The organism is Neobacillus niacini (assembly GCF_046591715.1).
Lineage (GTDB): Bacteria > Bacillota > Bacilli > Bacillales > Cytobacillaceae > Neobacillus > Neobacillus niacini_L.
Genome location: NZ_JAWVNQ010000014.1, coordinates 24445 through 42141, shown reverse-complemented (window position 1 = coordinate 42141; position 17697 = coordinate 24445). Strand labels below are relative to the sequence as shown.

Below are 17697 nucleotides of genomic sequence, written 5' to 3'. Positions count from 1 at the left end.
AAAATGAAATTCCTAACAAAGCGGATGTTTAAAGAAGCTTCTCATAAGTAGAGTAAACTTGTGAGAAGCTTCTTTTTTCGTATCTTATGTTACAATGAAGCTGTATTTTAAATCAATACAATCATATTAGTGGATTAATGAGAGTGAGGGGCAGAAAAGAATGTACTCTGGTCTAGCATATTTTGTTACCATTTTTGTCATTGTAATATCCGTATTTACTACACTATATATCAAGAATGAACTAGAACGATTGATACGAGAAAAAAATGTGCTCCCATTTCATATATGTAATGTCATTATTATCTTAATGGTTTCTATGCTGGCACATGCTGTCATGACGATTTATATCATTGGGAATGAATTCAACTGGTTTCCACAATTAATTATTCTCATGTCCATGATCTTACCGATTTATTTTTTGGGACACATTGCATTTGAAAAATATAAATCAATTTATCGCAAATATATACCAACGGAGAACAGGAAAGTGGTTGTCCTTAACGAAAAGTATTTAAAAAAGAAAAAACTGCCTTCAAAATTCAAAGATTATAATTCTTTTTCTAAGGAATAGGAAAAAAGGAAAAACAACAACCAACATTTTTCGATATTTCCTCGACAATAATTTTTAATAAAAAAAAGATAATAGCTTGGTATAAAAGGGTTTACCGTCCTTTTAACCAAACGATTAGTTAGTATTCAAATTGCTGCTTTATGCCTGAATATGCAATTTGTTAGTTTCTATTGTCAGTTTTAATGCTAAATCCTCACACCTCCCATTTTTATTCGACAATTAATTCTGTCGTATACAGCCCAAAGTTCGTTTGTTAAAAAGGTTTGTCTGCTATTTAATCAAACGTTTAATTAGTTAATTTGGTTTTAACCAAACGTTTGATTAGAAATGGTTTATATACTGCCAAGTCTGTGTTTTAATCTCATTAGTTAGGCAAAATTTGTCGAGAAGTAGACCAGTAAAAAAGGTGGTAACAAAGGATCACAGGGGACGGTTTTCGTGGAATGAACTAGCTCCATTATGAAAAATAACACCCCCCCATGGCTTACGAAGTGATTTATGATACTATAATGACATATGAATTTGTAATGTTATGAGGTTTGAGACGATGAGTACAATACTAGATATAGCTAAGCTTGCAGGTGTGGCGAAAAGTACAGTTTCTCGATATTTAAATGGCGGCTCTGTTGGAGAAGCGACAAAGAAGAAAATTGAACAGGCCATCAAAGAAACTGGGTATTCTCCGAATCCTTTTGCGCAGAGTTTAAAAGCGAAGAAAACAAATATTATTGGCACAATTGTCCCGCGGCTTGATTCCTATGCTTCTTCACAAACATTAATTGGCATTGATGAACAATTAAAGAAAATGAATTATCAAATGCTGATTTCCAATACAAGTCAAAACTTGGAACGAGAGATTGAAAGCATTTATAGCTTCGCCAATCAAAAAATGGCAGGGATTATTTTGCTTGCTACTGAAATCACAGACCTGCATATTGAGGCATTTAAAACCCTCAAGGTTCCAGTACTGTTAATTGGACAAGAGCATGAAGACTTTCATAGCTTGATTCACGATGATTTTCATGCTGGTTTTGCGATGGGACGGTATGTCCTTAAAAAAGGATATCGAAAAATTGCCTATCTAGGCGTAACAGAACGGGATATTTCAGTAGGTGTAAAAAGAAAGCAGGGGTTTAAAAAAGCAATACAGGAAGCAGACGATTGTGATGTTCGCTTCTATGAGACACTATTCAACATTCCAGCTGCACAAGCTAGTGCAAAGCAAATTATCCATGAATTCCAACCTGAAATCTTTGTTTGTGCAACGGATAATATCGCTCTTGGCGTCTTGAAGGCATCGTATTCAGAGGGAATTGCCATACCGCAGAACTTAGCACTTACAGGTTTTGGAGGTTATGATGTGACGGGAATTATTCATCCCGGCATAACAACAGCGAAGTTCTTTTACAAAGAAGCGGGAGAAACAGCTGCAAGACATATTGTTGAGTTAGTCAATGAATTGCCTGTTGAAAAATTAACTGTTTCTAAATTTGAAATTATTGAGCGAGAAAGCGTTGACAATCTCTTTAACACTCCCCTATAATAAAAACAACGAAACCGGTTCCAATTAAGAGGACCTATCTACTTGGTAACAAGTGGACTTGGTTTCTCTTACAATATTTTTTTAGCTTTTGATGGAACCGGTTCCTATAGTGGGAGTTAATTATTTTTTTGCTCTTTTATGGAACCGGTTCCGAAAATTAGATAAATGGAGAGGGAGATTAGGATGGATCATAAAAAAATAGCTCGGGAAGTATTAGATGCCATAGGCGGTCAGGGAAACCTATCAGCTGCAGCACATTGCGCCACACGCTTACGGCTTGTTTTACATGATGAATCAATCGTTGATCAAACAGCTTTGGACAACATGGATGTCGTGAAAGGGACCTTTTCAACAGGAGGTCAGTTTCAAATTATTTTAGGATCTGGGACTGTGAATGTGGTTTATAAACACCTAGCAGAGATGTCAGGTCAAACAGAAATGTCAACGAGTGATGTAAAAGACGCAGCGACGAAGAAATTAAATCCAATTCAGCAATTCGTCAAAATGCTGTCAGACATTTTTGTTCCAATTATTCCAGCGATTGTAGCTGGCGGTTTATTAATGGGGATAAACAATGTCTTAACTGCCCCTGACTTGTTTATTGAAGGAAAGTCCTTGGTGGATGCAAATCCAGAAATGGCAGATTTAGCAGCACTTATTAATACCTTTGCAAATGCTGCCTTTGTCTTCTTACCGATATTAATTGGTTTTTCGGCAACGAAGCGGTTTGGAGGAAATCCTTTCCTTGGGGCTACTCTTGGAATGCTGATGGTTCATCCTGATTTATTGAATGGGTACGGTTATGGTGCAGCAGTACTGTCTAATGAAGTCCCAGTTTGGAATCTATTTGGTTTAGAAATAGAAAAGGTAGGCTATCAAGGAACCGTATTACCTGTGCTTGCCGCGTCTTATATTCTAGCAAAAATTGAAACTTCATTACGTAAGGTTGTTCCATCGGCTTTAGACAACCTATTAACGCCGCTATTTTCTATCTTTATTACAGGGGTTTTAACGTTTACCTTGGTAGGGCCGCTGACACGCTCAGCTGGTAATCTATTAACAGATGGGATTGTCTGGTTATATGACACAACAGGCGTCATTGGCGGGATCATATTCGGCTTATTGTATGCACCAATTGTAATTACAGGTATGCATCATAGCTTTATTGCAGTAGAAACACAGTTGCTAGCAGATATCGTAAAGACTGGTGGATCATTTATCTTTGTCATTGCTGCGATGTCAAACATTGCTCAAGGAGGAGCGACTCTTGCGGTTCTAAAGACAACGAAAAATGCCAAAATAAAAGGAACGGCTTCCGCAGCTGGGATCTCTGCATTACTTGGGATAACTGAACCAGCGATGTTTGGGGTTAATTTAAAATTACGCTATCCATTTATCGGTGCCATTATTGGTTCGGCCGTTGGATCTGGATTTGTTACTTTGTTCAAGGTTAAAGCGACTGCACTAGGGGCAGCGGGAATACCAGGAATTATCTCAATTCGTCCAGATACCATTATTTCTTATATTATTGGTATGGCCATCGCGTTTGCTGCAGCATTTATTGTTACGATTATTTTAGCGAAAAGAGAAGAGAAAAAAGCAGGTAAACAAACATCTGATCAAGCAGCAGCATAATAAAATTGGAAAGGAGAATCCCGTGATTCTCCTTTGTGTATTAGGAGTGAACAGCATGGAATGGACAAAAGAGCAGCGATATAGAACCATGGATGAGGTTTCTAAAGAGGAAATAGAGGCGTTGGCCAAACAAGTAAATCGATGTCCATGGCGTCAGTCTTTTCATATACAGCCGGTGACAGGATTGTTAAACGACCCAAATGGATTTAGTTATTTTAATGGTGAATATCATTTATTCTATCAATGGTTTCCGCTGGGACCGGTTCATGGGTTGAAACATTGGTATCATACGAAGTCTAAAGACTTGGTTCTCTGGGAAAATGTAGGGATGGCTATTAAGCCATCGAATGAGTTTGATTGTCATGGGGTGTATTCCGGTAGCGGAATTGAGCACGATGGGAAATTATACTTCATGTATACGGGCAATACGCGTGATGATGAATGGGTTCGGCATCCCTTCCAATGTTTGGCTGTTATGAGCCCAGATGGCAGTATTGTCAAAATGGAAGAGCCTGTGATTAAAGAGGTTCCAAGAGGTTATACTGATCATTTTCGCGATCCAAAGGTTTGGAAAAATGGAGACCACTTCTATGCAGTGATCGGTGCTCAAAGAGAAAATGAGACTGGAAGTGTCGTCTTATATCGCTCTTGGGATTTAAAAGATTGGCAGTTTGCAGGTGAAGTGAAGACGGGGTTAGATGAAGGTTTCGGTTATATGTGGGAATGTCCGGATTACTTTGAACTGGATGGACAAGGCATATTCCTATTCTCCCCGCAAGGGTTAAAAGCGGAAGGTGACAGCTATCAAAATATTTATCAATCAGGTTATGTAGTTGGAAGTCCAATAGATTTAGAAGAAATCGAATTAAAGCATGGACCATTTCATGAGCTAGATCATGGTTTTGATTTTTATGCACCGCAAACAACGGTGGATCATCTGAACCGCCGAATCTTAGTCGGATGGATGGGATTGCCGGAAATTGACTATCCTACGGATAAACATGGTTGGGCACACTGTCTTACCATTCCTCGTGAGTTAACAGTAAAAGAGGGAAAACTTGTTCAGCATCCAGTCGCTGAGCTGACATTGCTGCGTGGAGAAAAGGTAGAAACGAGTCAAAAAGTTGAGAATGAGAGTATTTGTTTGGATAATTTTGAGGGTGACGTGTATGAGCTTCAAGCTGAGTTCTCTGAAAGTACGGCTGAGGAGTTTGGTTTGGAACTTCGGGTTGGAGAAAATGAGAAGACCGTAATTAAATATGATGCTGTTGCGAAAAAGGTTGTGTTTGACCGGACTGAGACAGGTCAATCCTTCGGTGAGGAGTATGGTACAGTTCGAAAATGTAAATTGGAAGCTGAAGAGATTTCATTTCGAATCTTTGTTGATGTTTCCTCTGTTGAAGTGTTTGTAAATGATGGAGAGGAAGTATTTACTGGAAGGATTTTTCCTGGTGAAAATAGTAATGGAATATCTGTATTTGCACGTGGTGGACATACGAATGTGAAGGCTGTTAAATGGGATCTCAAATAATCTTTTAGACGTACTGGAGGTGACAGAATGGGAAAGTTATTTTCGATTGGTGAAGTGTTAATTGATTTTATTCCTCTTCAAAAAGGGGTTGCCTTAAAGGATGTCATTGCATTTGAGAGAGCTCCAGGGGGAGCGCCGGCAAATGTGGCAGCGGCTGTTGCCATATATGGGCAGGAGGCAGTGATGATTTCTAAATTAGGGAACGACGCGTTTGGCGACTTTTTAGTCGAAAAGCTCGTCCAGGCCGGCGTCAAGACAGATAAAATATACCGGACTAATGACGCGAACACGGCATTAGCTTTTGTCTCATTAAAAGAAAACGGGGAACGTGATTTCTCATTTTACCGTAATCCTTCTGCTGATTTACTTCTCAGTGAGGAGGAAATCGAGGAAACATGGTTCCAGGCAGGGGATATACTCCACTTTTGCTCGGTTGATCTAGTGGAAAGCCCTATGAAACAGGCTCATAAAAAAGCCATTGCCGCTGTTTCAGATGCAGATGGCTTGGTCAGCTTTGACCCAAATGTACGGCTGCCGCTTTGGAAAGATCCAAATGACTGTCGTAAGGCAATTCTTGAATTTTTACCTTTTGCAGATATTGTAAAGGTTTCGGATGAAGAGCTTGAATTTATTACGGGTATAAAGAACGAGTCAGAGGCATTACAATCCTTATTCATTGGAAACGTGAAGGCAGTTGTCTACACAAAGGGAGCTGCCGGAGCGGATTTGATATTAAACGAGCAAAAGTTTGAATCGAGCGGATACTCTGTTGAACCAATCGACACAACTGGAGCAGGTGATGCGTTCATTGGCGGATTTTTATATAAACTGCTAGAATTGAATGCCAATCCGGATAACATTGAGAATGTGCTGCGAGACCACCACACATCAATTCTTCAATTTGCCAATGCCAGCGGCGCTCTTACCACAACAGGAAAAGGAGCGATTTCCGCATTGCCGACAAACGAGGAAGTTATGGAACTTATAAGGGACCGCAAGTGACCGCGGGGACGGTTCTTGTGGACTTATTCTGGATTTATTGAAATAATTTAATAGACTTAAATCTAGTTATCAATAATAAAGTATTAAGTAAATCAAGTGAGGATTCCATTAGTTCTTTGAACTTTGGAATCCTTTTTTTAATGTCTTTTAACACATGGAGAAGATAATATTCGAGGTTAATAAAAAACGACTGGGTCTTCTGGCGTTGTTTTTTATAAATTATGGTGGACGTCCGGTACAAAATAACCAATTTCTTCTTTTTTATAGAATAATAAAAAAATAGCTTTTATAATAAATAGGAAAATAGAGGTAAATGGGAATAGGGTGACCATGGGGACGGTTCTTTTGGCAACACTAGCTATATTTGTGACCATGAGAACCGTCCCCCTGCCCCCGAAACAAAGTCGTAAAAGAGCAGGTGATGTTGTGAGTATTAATGTGAATTTGGCTGCTTCGCAGGCAAATAAGATCAACAATTATTCTTCTAAATTACTTGAAGTTAAAAATTCCTTAAATAGGGTTAAAGGAAATCTAAATAATGGCTGGAACGCACAAGAAATGATCTACATAAATCAAACGATTGATAGCATTAATCGGGAAGTGGCTGCACTTTCTTCTAGGCTAGATTCAATCGGAACGGATATTCTCTCAGGTGCTCAGCAAATTCAGCGTCAAGAAGAAGCTGAGGAAAGAAGAAAGGCAGAGGCAGAAACGAAGGCAAAAGCTGAAGCAGAGAAAAAGGCAAAGGCTATGGGTAACTAAATTAGCAGGGTAATAGGAGGTGCACTACATTGCCGCCAATAAAAATTCAAACAGAATATGTAAAACAGACTGGTGCCAGTATTGGTCCTATGTCACAAAAGGTTTCAGAGGTTAGTAACGGCCTCAGCGCTCTTAGGTATTCGATTGATCATAAAATCATGAATCGTGGGAATTTACATTCAAGATTCAATTCGGCTATCACGTCAGCTAATCAATTAGAAATGCGGATTAGAGACTTAGATCGGTTTATTATCCAATCTATGGATCGGTATTGCCAAACTGAGACGGAGTTAACAAAAAAATCGGAATCTGCTATAACCCCAGAATCGAAGAAATCAACCATCGCCAGTATATTGAATGTCTTCAATTATATCAATGGAAAGCTTAGTATTGGGGATGCAGCCCTAGTTGGGACACAGCTCTTTACTATTGCGCTTAGCGCTGGGATTTCCCGGAGGCTAAACATTCATTACATAGGCGGAAAACCAAAGTTTTGGAAGAAAATTAAAGGTGATTATAAATTTTCAGTAGGGGCTCATTCTTCCTGGAAAAGCAGAGGAAGAGGAAGATATGGCTCTAAACTGGCACGTGCTATCTATAATTTTTCAAAATCAAACCCAACCAATCCGGTCTTAAAACAACTTCATAAGGTCGTAGCTTCTTATGATAATCCCTCAGCTCTATTAAAGCATGCGGCTGGTTTTCCGAAAAATGTAAATCAGTTAAAGGCGGATACCTTATCTGGTACATTCCATAAACGAATAACTACCGGTACAAAGGAAATTGCTGAGCATGTAATTGATGCAAAGGGATGGACTAAGGCGGCAAGGAAAGTCCCTGTGGCCGGTATGGTCATTTCAGTTGCTGCCAACGCAGCAGAAATTTGGGATCCAGACAATGCGGATAAGACCCGTGGAGAAAGACTGGGACGAACATTCGCCGGCATAACAAGCGATTTAGCCGCAATCGGGGCAGGGGCTAAGCTCGGTGCAATGATTGGCAGTGTGGGAGGCCCGGCTGGAATCGTAGTCGGTGGTGCCGTTGGTGCCTTAGTTGGCGGAGTCGGAAGTATTGTCTTTGAAGACAAGATTAAAGATGTTGGCGAAAAGCTTGGAGGAGCAGTTGAAAAAGGGATAAAGGATATAGGTGAGGGGATTACGAACACCTTTAAGTCCGTTGGAAGCTGGTTTAACTAGGCAAATCTCATAATAAAGGATTAGGAAAACATGACTTTAGAAACATTAGAACTTATTGAAGAATTACTAATCTATTATCTAGGTGTTCAAGTTATTTTCAGTATCCTAGTATTCTTACTGGGCAGTATTATGCTTGATATTTATGAAGCAGGTGTTTATGAACAACCAAAAAATGTATTTCAAAAAACGTTTACGTTTGTGATTAATGCTTTATTTGGTATAGGACCATATCTAAACAAGAAATTTATAAAGTATCCTTTTTTTAAAAGGAAGTTCTTTATGTTGATTTCGATTGTTATCCAACTTTTTGCTTCTGTTATTGTCTATTATATAGTGAAGGCTCTTCTCCGGGCGATTTTTCTATAACCGCGCCATATTTGAAATTATGATAAAAAAACAGGTGCTAAAATGATAAAAGGATTGTGAAATAATGGATTATATTATGACGTGTACATCAGCAGAGCTAGCACTTTTAGTAACATTAAGCGGGTATCCTGGTGTAGCAAAGGGTATTGCTGAGGCTTCTATTGGAGAAAAGGGTCCAAAAGAATGGGAAGCGATTATGGAGGTAACTACTCAACAGTTGATCCTAAAACAGCTTTGGGATGACGAAAGAGAGTTAAAGGGAGAAATCCCATTAAAGGATGAAATCCAGCATTTTATTCAGCAATATGTCACATCGAAGTGGATGATCCGCTGCTCCAATAAAGGGCAATCGAACATTCTAATGATTCACCATATTGAAAAGGATACCTGGATGACCCATATCATTGATCGAGACATCATCCACGAATTTGCGTATATCAAAGGTGTTGATATTCCAAATATAATCCGAAACTATTATTCATTTTCGGAAGAGGGTATTGAAACAACTAGGTTGTTCCATCTCTCCGATCAGGCATTTGATTTGCTAAGTGATTATCAAAATGCGGGAAAAGTAAGGAAAATAAGCAGTTTTTCACCTGAAGAAGAACAGAGCTTTCAACTGTTTCTTGCTGACCTAGAATCTCAAGGCTGGTCCCTTTATAATATTTCCATGTTTTATCAACCAAGTATTGAAAGAGACCCGAGTCTCGAAAATATTGTTTTCTTCCTTCCTTCTGCAAAAGGAATATGGGTTGTAGAATATACAGACCATCCGGCTGTACCAGTAAAAGTTGCCTTGAAAACGTTTGAGCAGTGGTGTGATTTGTTAGAGAGTGTGGGGTTTGAAGCAACAGGTGTGAAATAGATTATATAGAAAATCCATATGAGAATTCTCATGTGGATTTTTTTGTAATGAAAAAATCCCTTCTGTGGTTCTTTCTTCATATGTGTTTTTTAAAAAAGTTGTAGGAAGAATAGTCTAGACCGGCTTTGTACCAGTCGTTGTGCAGGTGAGAGTGGATTTTGTCAAATTGTGTCTAAAGTATGACGGACCAAATTGAAAATTACTTTATAATACAAATATAGGAAATTTGTTTTCTAAAGGGCTAATTTAGCTTTGAAATAGGGAGAGAATTGTTTTGATAGTAACGCTGTTTGATAGAGGCAGAGCATTTAATCTTGTTTTACCTGAGAAAATCACGGGGAGATATATTCTCACCAGTGTTGATAGAGATGGTAATACGATTGATTTAATGGCAGTTGAAGCAGAATACGGTAAATGGTATGTAAAATCAAATAAATATGCTTATCTGAAAGGCACTGCTGGTGAAAAAGTAGGAAAAGTCCCAGTAGAGCCTTTTATGACGTATACAATCTATCGTGATCAAGATTCGTCGGCACTAATGTATGTGGAACCTGCAAGTGAAGGACGAATCGAATTTACGCGGCATATGGTTTCAGCAAACAGTATTAAAGTTGGACGGGGTAAGGATAATGATATTTGCTTCACTGAAAAATTAGTGTCCAGTTCCCACTGTACCATTGAATATGATGGGAATGGTCAAGCTGTAATCCGGGACCTTAACAGTTCAAATGGCACATATGTCAATGGTGAAAGAATAAATGAAAAAATGCTCTCAATTGGTGATGTGATTTCCATCATGGGCTTACGAATTATTTATAATGGACGTTTACTCTCGTTAAATAATCCTCATCAATTGGTGTTTTTAAATCGAACTGCCTTTAAACCCTTTATTGTCGATCAGCCAATTGTCCAAGAGGATGAGGGTCTCGATGATTTCTTTAGGGAAGAAGAACAGGAAGATTTGTTTTTTCGTTCACCGAGGTTTAAACGGGATATTGAACGTAAGACAATTAAAATTGATCCGCCGCCGCAGCAAAATAATTCTGATGAAACTCCATTAATGCTGATGCTTGGTCCGTCGATTACGATGGGAATGGCGTCTTTGTTTACCGGAATATTTGCGGTCCAAAATGTGATGCGTACAAATGGGGATATTATGTATGCCATGCCTACGCTTATCATGTCATTAAGCATGATGATTGGGATGATTCTATGGCCAATCCTAACAAAGAGGCATGAGAAGAAAAAGCGGATAGAGCAGGAGAAAATACGCCAGGAGAAATATAGTAAGTACATAGAAGAGATGAAACAAGTCGTGGCAGACGAATGCCAGTATCAGAGTGAGATTCTGCATGAAAATCATATTCCCCTTTACCTTTGTTTAAAAAGGATCCGCAATCGTGAACGTAATTTATGGGAACGGACAATAGGACAAAATGATTTTCTTAAAATTAGAGTTGGTTTAGGTGACCTGCCATTAGATGCAGAAATCAAATATCCAGAGAAGAAATTTACACTTCTGGATGACAACCTCCAAGATGAATTGTACCAGTGGGTAGAATCTCCTCAAATCCTAAAACAGGTGCCTGTCACCCTGTCGCTTATAGAAGAGCGGATTAGCGGGATTATTGGGAAACGGGATTTAGTTGTTGAGTTTGCGAAAGGAATTATTTTTCAATTAGCGGCTTTACATAGTTACGATGAATTAAAATTAGTGTTTATCTACGATAAGGAAGAACAAGACTGTTGGAAGTTCATCAAGTGGCTGCCGCATGTTTGGGATGAAGGCAAGAATGTCCGCTTTATTGCCTCCGATGCGAATGAATTAAAGGAGCTTTCTGCTTATCTTGAAAAGGAAATCACCCATCGAGCCAGCCTGGCCGACAGTAATGAAGCAGACATCAAGCAGCATTATGTTGTTTTCTCGATGAGCAAAGAGTTAGCAGGAAAGGCTGAAATGGTGAATTTACTTTTAAAAGAAAAGAAAGAGATTGGCGCAAGCTTAATTACCTTATATGACAGTTTGGAGATGCTTCCGAAGGAATGTACCAATGTTGTTGAATTAAATGACAAAATCAGCAAAATCTTCGATAAAGACGATATCTCAGGAAAATATCAAAACTTTGCTGCCGATATCTTCCTGCAGCAGGACGCAGAACCCATAGCCGTAGAGCTGGCAAATATCCAGCTGGCTTCTTCTGTGAAAGCTTACACACTTCCAGATATGATCACCTTTTTAGAAATGTTTGGCGTTGGAAAGGTAGAGCATTTAAATGCGCCGACGCGGTGGAAGGAAAATAATCCGGCACAGAGTATTGAAACAGAGATCGGCGTAAACCAGTCAGGGGAACACTTTAAGCTGGATCTCCATGAAAAATATCATGGCCCGCATGGTTTGATTGCAGGTATGACGGGTTCCGGTAAGAGTGAGTTTATTATGACGTTCATCTTATCGTTAGCCGTAAACTACCACCCAGATGAAGTTGCATTTATATTAATCGATTATAAGGGCGGGGGAATGGCAAATGCCTTCTTGAACCTGCCGCACCTAGCTGGGACGATTACCAACCTGGACGGGGCAGCAGTTAAACGCTCATTAATTAGTATTCAAAGTGAGTTAAAGCGGCGCCAGGCAATTTTCAGTGAAACAAGTAAGGCTTTAAATGAAAGCAATATTGATATTTATAAGTACCAAAAGTTGTACCGCGAAGGTGCGGTAAGAGAGCCATTACAGCATTTATTCATGATTTCCGATGAGTTTGCTGAATTAAAAACACAGCAGCCGGAATTTATGGATCAGCTTGTCAGTGCCGCAAGGATTGGACGCAGTTTGGGTGTCCATTTAATATTAGCGACCCAAAAGCCTTCCGGGGTTGTTGATGACCAAATTTGGAGTAACAGTAAATTCCGTATAAGTCTTAAGGTGCAGGAAAAGGCGGACAGTATGGAAGTCATTAAACGACCGGATGCAGCTGCATTAAAACAGACAGGACGTTTCTACTTACAGGTCGGATATAATGAACTGTTTGAACTTGGCCAATCTGCCTGGGCAGGAGCCCCTTATTATCCTGCAGATAAGGTAGAACGGACAAAAGATGATGGAATTACGGTTATTGATAATTTAGGGCGCGTGATGAAATCAGCAAGAATTGATAAGCGGAAGGATAGTGGTGAAAAAACAACTAGTCAAATTGATGAAGTCACCAACTATCTAGCAAATCTAGCAAAACAAGAAAATATTAAAGTGAAACAGCTTTGGTTAGATCCGATCCCAGCAAATATTTATTTAGATGAATTAAAAGAGAAGTATGATGACAATGACTCACAGGTGTTTGATCTTAATCCTGTTATCGGGGAGTATGACGACCCAGCCAATCAACGTCAGGCACAGTTAAGGCTGCCAATCACCCGAGAGGGAAATACCGTTGTATATGGTGTAGCAGGAAGCGGAAAAACAACATTCTTGACCACGCTTATCTACTCCATGATGGAGGAACACACACCTGAAGAGGTAAATCTTTATTTACTAGACTTTGGGTCTGAAACGTTAAGCTGGTTTCGTGAGTCCCCGCACGTTGGCGATGTACTGTTGTCACATGAAGGAGAAAAAATTGATAATCTCTTTAAAATGTTGAATGGTGAAATTGCAGCAAGAAAAAAGCAATTCGCAAATTATGGAGGAGACTTCAAAACTTTCAATCAGCTCTCTAGCGATAGAGCACCTTCAATTGTACTGATGATTCACAATTACTCTGCTTTTTCAGAGATGTATGAACAACATGAGGAAGCTATTTCCTTTTTGACTCGTGAAGGAACGAAATATGGAATCTATTTTGTCGTGACAGCGTTAAATACGGGCGCGATTCGATATAGGCTTCTGCAGAACTTTAAGCAAATGTATGTCCTGCAGCTTAATGATACAACTGAATATTCCGGTGTGTTAGGGAATGTTGATGGTGTTTATCCATCGAAAAATAAGGGCCGGGGAATATTCAAAACAGAAAATGTGTACGAATTCCAGGTGGCACAAATTTCAAAAGAAGCACATGATTTGTACAGCTTTGTAACAGGTTATTGCCGTAAGTCTCAGCAAACATGGAACAAAAATTCAGCTAAGCGAATTCCAATTCTTCCAGATAAGGTAGATATCCATTATCTACAGGATGAAATCCGCTTTAATAAAACCAGCAAAATTCCGATTGGAGTCGAGAAGGACTCACTGAAAGTCTATTCTTATGACTTTACTGCTTCAGAGGTCAGTCTCGTAACGTCGCTTACGGGTGATGAATGCTCTAGTTTCATGCAGGGACTTGCAGAAGTGTTTGTGCAAAAAGACAAGAGAGAAGTAATTGTTCTCGATGCTCCTGGCAGCTTTGTAAATTCAAGCGGCAGTACCTATCAATATGTAACTGAAACAAAACACTTAGAAGAGAAGATTGTGTATTTATTTACGATCTTAGTGTACCGCAACAACACTACGAAGGACGCTATAGAACAAGGAAAAGAAGCACCGGTGTTTGAAAATATCACCTGTATCATCCATTCTTTCACGGAATTGAATGCACAGCTCTCTGAGGACGGGAAAGATAAATTGAAGGTCTTTTTAGAGCGAGTAAATGGACTAAACGTAAGTATTATCTTCTCCGATCCTATCGACAAACTAAGCTCATACACGTACGAACCTTGGTTCCAAAAACAAATAGCGCTGAGCGAGGGTATATGGGTAGGAAATGGTATTGCTGAACAGTACACGCTAAAAATAAATAAAATTACCAATGATATGTATGGTGAACTTAATGAGGACTTCGGTTATGCAGTGAACAAAGGAAAGGTAAAACTAGTAAAACTTTTGACCACTGCAGCTAGTGATGAGGAGGCGGTGCAATATGCATAAGATTTTGACAGAGGTTTATAACCCGGCTTCAAACACCACTTATGATGTATTTATACCGCTGAAAAGTCCTGTATATGAAGTGGTCTATCTCTTGACACATACAATCTCTGACCTTTCGCAAGGACAATACAAGGCAGCAGAGCAAAGTGTTCTATGTGACCGAATAAATGGAAATATATTTGATATCAACAGGACCATAGAAGAACTTGGTTTGAAAAATGGATTCAAGCTGATGTTACTCTGACGGGGTGTACTCATCTCAAATTTCCGCTAAAGGAAGGTGCACAATGAAAATAACAAAGAAGGTACGATCCATCCTTCTTCCATTCGTTCTATTAATAGGAGTGACGGGCTGTATGAAAGAGAATTCTTCAGAGAATGGAATACTGACATATTTAGAAGAAACCTATAATGAAACCTTTGAAGTGGAAACCTTCAAGGAAGGCAGCACTATTTTTAAGAGCATGTACGGTGCCGATAAGGTGATTGTTCATCCGAAGGGTAAGCCTGAACATGTCTTTGTAGCAGGTGAAGACAGAGACCATGAAGGGGAATATTACGATAACTATGTGTTGTCTAAATGGTCGAATGAACTCACAGAAAAGCTAAAACCTGAAATTAGCAATCTTCTGCCCGAGGACGCTGAGTATAGAGTTTTGTTATTTGTAGAGGACGGAAAATATGATAGTTCCATGAAGGATATGTCTGTCGATGATTATCTAACAAATGTAAACAATGAAGTAAGTATTGAGTTAAAGGCAGCCATAAAAAGTGCAGGGAAGCCAAATGTAACGGATTATAATGAGTCGATTTATCAGCTGTTACAGGTAGTAAAACAAATGAATGTGAAATCAAGCCGCGTTTCAGTAGGATTTGTTGACAGCAGCGTGGATATTTCCGACTATATTCGAACCTCAAGTGTAAACAATACACCTTGGTCAAATTTGGATGCGAAGGTTTACGCAGCCATTATGGTTGATAAACGATTTGCGATAGCTGATTCAAGTCAAATAGCAAACTATTATAAAGAGTTTAAGGAGTGATTTCATGTCACTTTCTAACTTAAATGAAGAAGAGAAAAATGTTTTAATCCAGCTATCCTATTTTGACTTACCAGGAGATTTAACTGGCTTGAGTGTGAAGGAAATATGGGAAGAAGCAATGCTAGTTCCAAACAACGGCGGAGAGGCAAGAAGAATCAGGCTCGAGGAATATTTTACTTCTGATTCCTACCAAAACTCAAGGCTTGCTGAGGTTACACTCCAGGGGTATCAGAACAACAATCCAATGATGGGCGGAGAGTCGGAATCAGGATTTGTTGGTTATGCATGGGGTGACAAAACCGGTAATAAAGCAGCGGTTTATCGAGGCAGTGAAGACCCGACTAATTGGAACCATTTGAAAACAGATTGGGGATCTAATGTATCCGCTGGGATTGGTAACGAAATTAAGCAGCAAAAGGAAGCCAATCATTTTTATGAGGAATTTGTAAAGAGTGCAGCGGGAGAAAGGTTAATCGTCGGTCATTCAAAGGGCGGCAACTTAGCTTCATATGTTTTTGTAAATAACTTAACCGAAAACCCTAAAGGCTATGTGGTCAACGGCGCTCCATTGTTTTGGCCGAGTTTAACACAGGAACAACAAGAAGCATTAAAAAGTAATAGATTTGATTTTATTGTCTATGAAGGTGATTTTGTACATGACCTGGGCTATGCACCGTATGTGGATAAGACAGTAGCAATTAATAAAGATGACTATGATGATCCGTTTTATCCACATTATGAAACGAGTGTAGACTTCGTTAATGGTTCATTTGCAAAGTCTCAAGATGGATCAATCCATCTATCAAATAATATTAATACAGAGGTTATTAAGTTTACGATTGTTTACGGCGTAAATGAAGTGAGAGAAGCCTATAAGGCGGCAGCAGCCATGACAAACGGAGCATTAATGGTTATCCATGCTGCTTGGAAAGGGATACAGGAAAGAGCCGCACTTGTTATTGATTCTTGTATAACGTTTGTCGAAGGCTTGAGGGACGTTAGTGTTAATGCAATCAGCCATTTGAGGAATTTCTTTGATTCCGTTCTTAATTTTACGAGAATTTCACTTAATAGAAGAGTTGGTGCTGCCGGCGGCGCAAGCTTCCCTGTCGAGCCTTATTTGCATGTGAATCTGCAGCGGTTAACCTATTATGCCGAAAGGTTACAGGCGATAAAACGAAAAACAAACAGTTTAAATGGCAGGATTGATGATCTATATTTTGAAGCAGGATTTTTTGGGCTGGATAACGTGTTGAAAGCAGACCTTTTAACGACGTTTAACGGTACAATCAATCAAAATATTACCTACTTGAATACAGTGAAAGGTCTGCTTTTGGCAACCGAGTCCATTTTAGCGAATAAAGCGCGGGGTGTTCAGTAATGGGTCGGGGGAAATAAATGGATAAGAATGTTAAAGGTAAGGTTACTAGTATAATTGCTGAAATCAATGAGATTGCTAGAGAGTTAGAAGATATTTCTCATGGTCTTGGCCGGGAGTTTAAAGGAATTGGCTCAGTGAAGAGTGCACAAAGCCTGCAGCAAGCGGCAAATAAGTACCGGAAAGTGTCAAATGAATTAAGGAAAATCTAGTGAATTCAAAATAGACCGCACTTTAAAGGAGGTGAAAAAAATGGCAAGAGCAATTACAGTGGATCCATCAAAGCTAGACACTGCTGCAGCGAAGATTGATCAGCAATCAGCTGATTACGAGCGTGTTTATAAAGCCCTTTTCAACGAGGTTGAAGGGATGCAGGCAGCTTGGCAAGGTGCTGATAACTTAGCATATGTCAACCAAATTAAAGGATTTATGGATGATTTCAATCAAATGACGAGTTTGATGAAGCAATACTCTGAGTTCTTAAAAGTAAGTGCCCGTACTTATCGTGAAACTCAAAATGAAATCATTAATGCAGCGAAACGTTTAACAAACTAATAGAATATTAAGGAATGTGAGGTGGTACCGATGGCAGTAGAAGGAATCAAAATATCTCTAAATGAGGTTAGCAGCACAGCCAATCAAATCCGTAATTTAAACCAGCAATTAACAGGCAGATTGGATGAAATGAAGAGAGAAATGAATGCTTTAGCAAATACATGGAATAGTGATGCATCGAATACGATTAGAAATAATTTCAATGCACTTACACCAAAGTTTGATAACTTCCGTGAAATTGTGGACAGCTATGCGAAGTTTTTAGATCAAACTGTAAATGCCTATAACTCTACAGAATCAGCGATCAACTCGAACGCAAGTGCATTTAAATAAGCCTCTTGGTTGTATAGTTCCTA

Annotated in this window: 16 protein-coding genes; all 16 read left to right on the top strand. The window is 39.2% G+C overall.

Features of this window, described 5'->3' with window-relative positions; translation table 11 throughout:
- Nucleotides 1–160: 160 nt before the first annotated feature.
- The 16 genes from SFC47_RS22085 (at nucleotide 161) to SFC47_RS22010 (ending at nucleotide 17674) form a co-directional block, all read left to right on the top strand.
- The gene (locus tag SFC47_RS22085) at nucleotides 161–571 is read left to right on the top strand and encodes a hypothetical protein (RefSeq protein WP_411256699.1); all 411 of its coding nucleotides are present in this window, start codon (nucleotides 161–163) and stop codon (nucleotides 569–571) included.
- A 547-nt stretch (nucleotides 572–1118) separates the two neighbouring features.
- Entirely contained in the window at nucleotides 1119–2114 is a 996-nt protein-coding gene (locus tag SFC47_RS22080; RefSeq protein ID WP_411256698.1) for a LacI family DNA-binding transcriptional regulator, read from the top strand.
- 183 nt (nucleotides 2115–2297) lie between these two features.
- Entirely contained in the window at nucleotides 2298–3749 is a 1452-nt protein-coding gene (locus SFC47_RS22075) for a sucrose-specific PTS transporter subunit IIBC (RefSeq protein WP_411256697.1), read from the top strand.
- Nucleotides 3750–3804: 55 nt separating this feature from the next.
- On the top strand, nucleotides 3805–5280 hold the full coding sequence (locus tag SFC47_RS22070; protein WP_411256695.1) for a glycoside hydrolase family 32 protein: 1476 nt from the start codon (nucleotides 3805–3807) through the stop codon (nucleotides 5278–5280).
- A 27-nt stretch (nucleotides 5281–5307) separates the two neighbouring features.
- Nucleotides 5308–6282, top strand: coding sequence for a carbohydrate kinase family protein (locus tag SFC47_RS22065; RefSeq protein ID WP_411256694.1), 975 nt, complete (start codon nucleotides 5308–5310; stop codon nucleotides 6280–6282).
- 345 nt (nucleotides 6283–6627) lie between these two features.
- A complete protein-coding gene (locus SFC47_RS22060) occupies nucleotides 6628–7044 on the top strand; it encodes a hypothetical protein (protein ID WP_411256693.1) in 417 nt (138 codons plus the stop codon).
- A 29-nt stretch (nucleotides 7045–7073) separates the two neighbouring features.
- The gene (locus SFC47_RS22055; protein WP_411256692.1) at nucleotides 7074–8240 is read left to right on the top strand and encodes a hypothetical protein; all 1167 of its coding nucleotides are present in this window, start codon (nucleotides 7074–7076) and stop codon (nucleotides 8238–8240) included.
- Between the two features lie 30 nt (nucleotides 8241–8270).
- Nucleotides 8271–8606, top strand: a complete 336-nt coding sequence (locus SFC47_RS22050; RefSeq protein WP_411256691.1) for a hypothetical protein — start codon at nucleotides 8271–8273, stop codon at nucleotides 8604–8606.
- Between the two features lie 64 nt (nucleotides 8607–8670).
- Nucleotides 8671–9471 carry a hypothetical protein gene (locus SFC47_RS22045; RefSeq protein ID WP_411256690.1) on the top strand — a complete coding sequence of 267 codons (801 nt, stop codon included), beginning with the start codon at nucleotides 8671–8673 and terminating at the stop codon, nucleotides 9469–9471.
- Nucleotides 9472–9745: 274 nt separating this feature from the next.
- The gene (gene essC, locus SFC47_RS22040) at nucleotides 9746–14365 is read left to right on the top strand and encodes a type VII secretion protein EssC (protein WP_411256689.1); all 4620 of its coding nucleotides are present in this window, start codon (nucleotides 9746–9748) and stop codon (nucleotides 14363–14365) included.
- The gene (locus SFC47_RS22035; protein ID WP_411256688.1) at nucleotides 14358–14609 is read left to right on the top strand and encodes a ubiquitin family protein; all 252 of its coding nucleotides are present in this window, start codon (nucleotides 14358–14360) and stop codon (nucleotides 14607–14609) included. The genes essC and SFC47_RS22035 overlap by 8 nt, the downstream gene beginning before the upstream one ends.
- 43 nt (nucleotides 14610–14652) lie before the next feature.
- The gene (locus tag SFC47_RS22030; protein ID WP_411256687.1) at nucleotides 14653–15408 is read left to right on the top strand and encodes a hypothetical protein; all 756 of its coding nucleotides are present in this window, start codon (nucleotides 14653–14655) and stop codon (nucleotides 15406–15408) included.
- 4 nt (nucleotides 15409–15412) lie between these two features.
- Entirely contained in the window at nucleotides 15413–16789 is a 1377-nt protein-coding gene (locus SFC47_RS22025; protein WP_411256685.1) for an Mbeg1-like protein, read from the top strand.
- 17 nt (nucleotides 16790–16806) lie between these two features.
- On the top strand, nucleotides 16807–16998 hold the full coding sequence (locus SFC47_RS22020; protein WP_411256684.1) for a hypothetical protein: 192 nt from the start codon (nucleotides 16807–16809) through the stop codon (nucleotides 16996–16998).
- 40 nt (nucleotides 16999–17038) lie between these two features.
- Nucleotides 17039–17341 carry a WXG100 family type VII secretion target gene (locus tag SFC47_RS22015; protein WP_411256683.1) on the top strand — a complete coding sequence of 101 codons (303 nt, stop codon included), beginning with the start codon at nucleotides 17039–17041 and terminating at the stop codon, nucleotides 17339–17341.
- Between the two features lie 30 nt (nucleotides 17342–17371).
- Nucleotides 17372–17674, top strand: a complete 303-nt coding sequence (locus SFC47_RS22010) for a pore-forming ESAT-6 family protein (RefSeq protein WP_411256681.1) — start codon at nucleotides 17372–17374, stop codon at nucleotides 17672–17674.
- The last annotated feature ends 23 nt before the right edge of the window (nucleotides 17675–17697 follow it).

Excerpts from the sequence above, each read along its gene's own strand:
- SFC47_RS22050 (WP_411256691.1), top strand. The coding sequence starts at position 8,271 with ATGACTTTAGAAACATTAGAACTTATTGAAGAATTACTAATCTATTAT.
- SFC47_RS22010 (WP_411256681.1), top strand. The coding sequence starts at position 17,372 with ATGGCAGTAGAAGGAATCAAAATATCTCTAAATGAGGTTAGCAGCACA.
- SFC47_RS22025 (WP_411256685.1), top strand. The coding sequence starts at position 15,413 with ATGTCACTTTCTAACTTAAATGAAGAAGAGAAAAATGTTTTAATCCAG.
- SFC47_RS22085 (WP_411256699.1), top strand. The coding sequence starts at position 161 with ATGTACTCTGGTCTAGCATATTTTGTTACCATTTTTGTCATTGTAATA.
- SFC47_RS22020 (WP_411256684.1), top strand. The coding sequence starts at position 16,807 with ATGGATAAGAATGTTAAAGGTAAGGTTACTAGTATAATTGCTGAAATC.
- SFC47_RS22080 (WP_411256698.1), top strand. The coding sequence starts at position 1,119 with ATGAGTACAATACTAGATATAGCTAAGCTTGCAGGTGTGGCGAAAAGT.
- SFC47_RS22075 (WP_411256697.1), top strand. The coding sequence starts at position 2,298 with ATGGATCATAAAAAAATAGCTCGGGAAGTATTAGATGCCATAGGCGGT.
- SFC47_RS22045 (WP_411256690.1), top strand. The coding sequence starts at position 8,671 with ATGGATTATATTATGACGTGTACATCAGCAGAGCTAGCACTTTTAGTA.
- SFC47_RS22065 (WP_411256694.1), top strand. The coding sequence starts at position 5,308 with ATGGGAAAGTTATTTTCGATTGGTGAAGTGTTAATTGATTTTATTCCT.
- SFC47_RS22030 (WP_411256687.1), top strand. The coding sequence starts at position 14,653 with ATGAAAATAACAAAGAAGGTACGATCCATCCTTCTTCCATTCGTTCTA.
- SFC47_RS22035 (WP_411256688.1), top strand. The coding sequence starts at position 14,358 with ATGCATAAGATTTTGACAGAGGTTTATAACCCGGCTTCAAACACCACT.
- SFC47_RS22015 (WP_411256683.1), top strand. The coding sequence starts at position 17,039 with ATGGCAAGAGCAATTACAGTGGATCCATCAAAGCTAGACACTGCTGCA.
- SFC47_RS22070 (WP_411256695.1), top strand. The coding sequence starts at position 3,805 with ATGGAATGGACAAAAGAGCAGCGATATAGAACCATGGATGAGGTTTCT.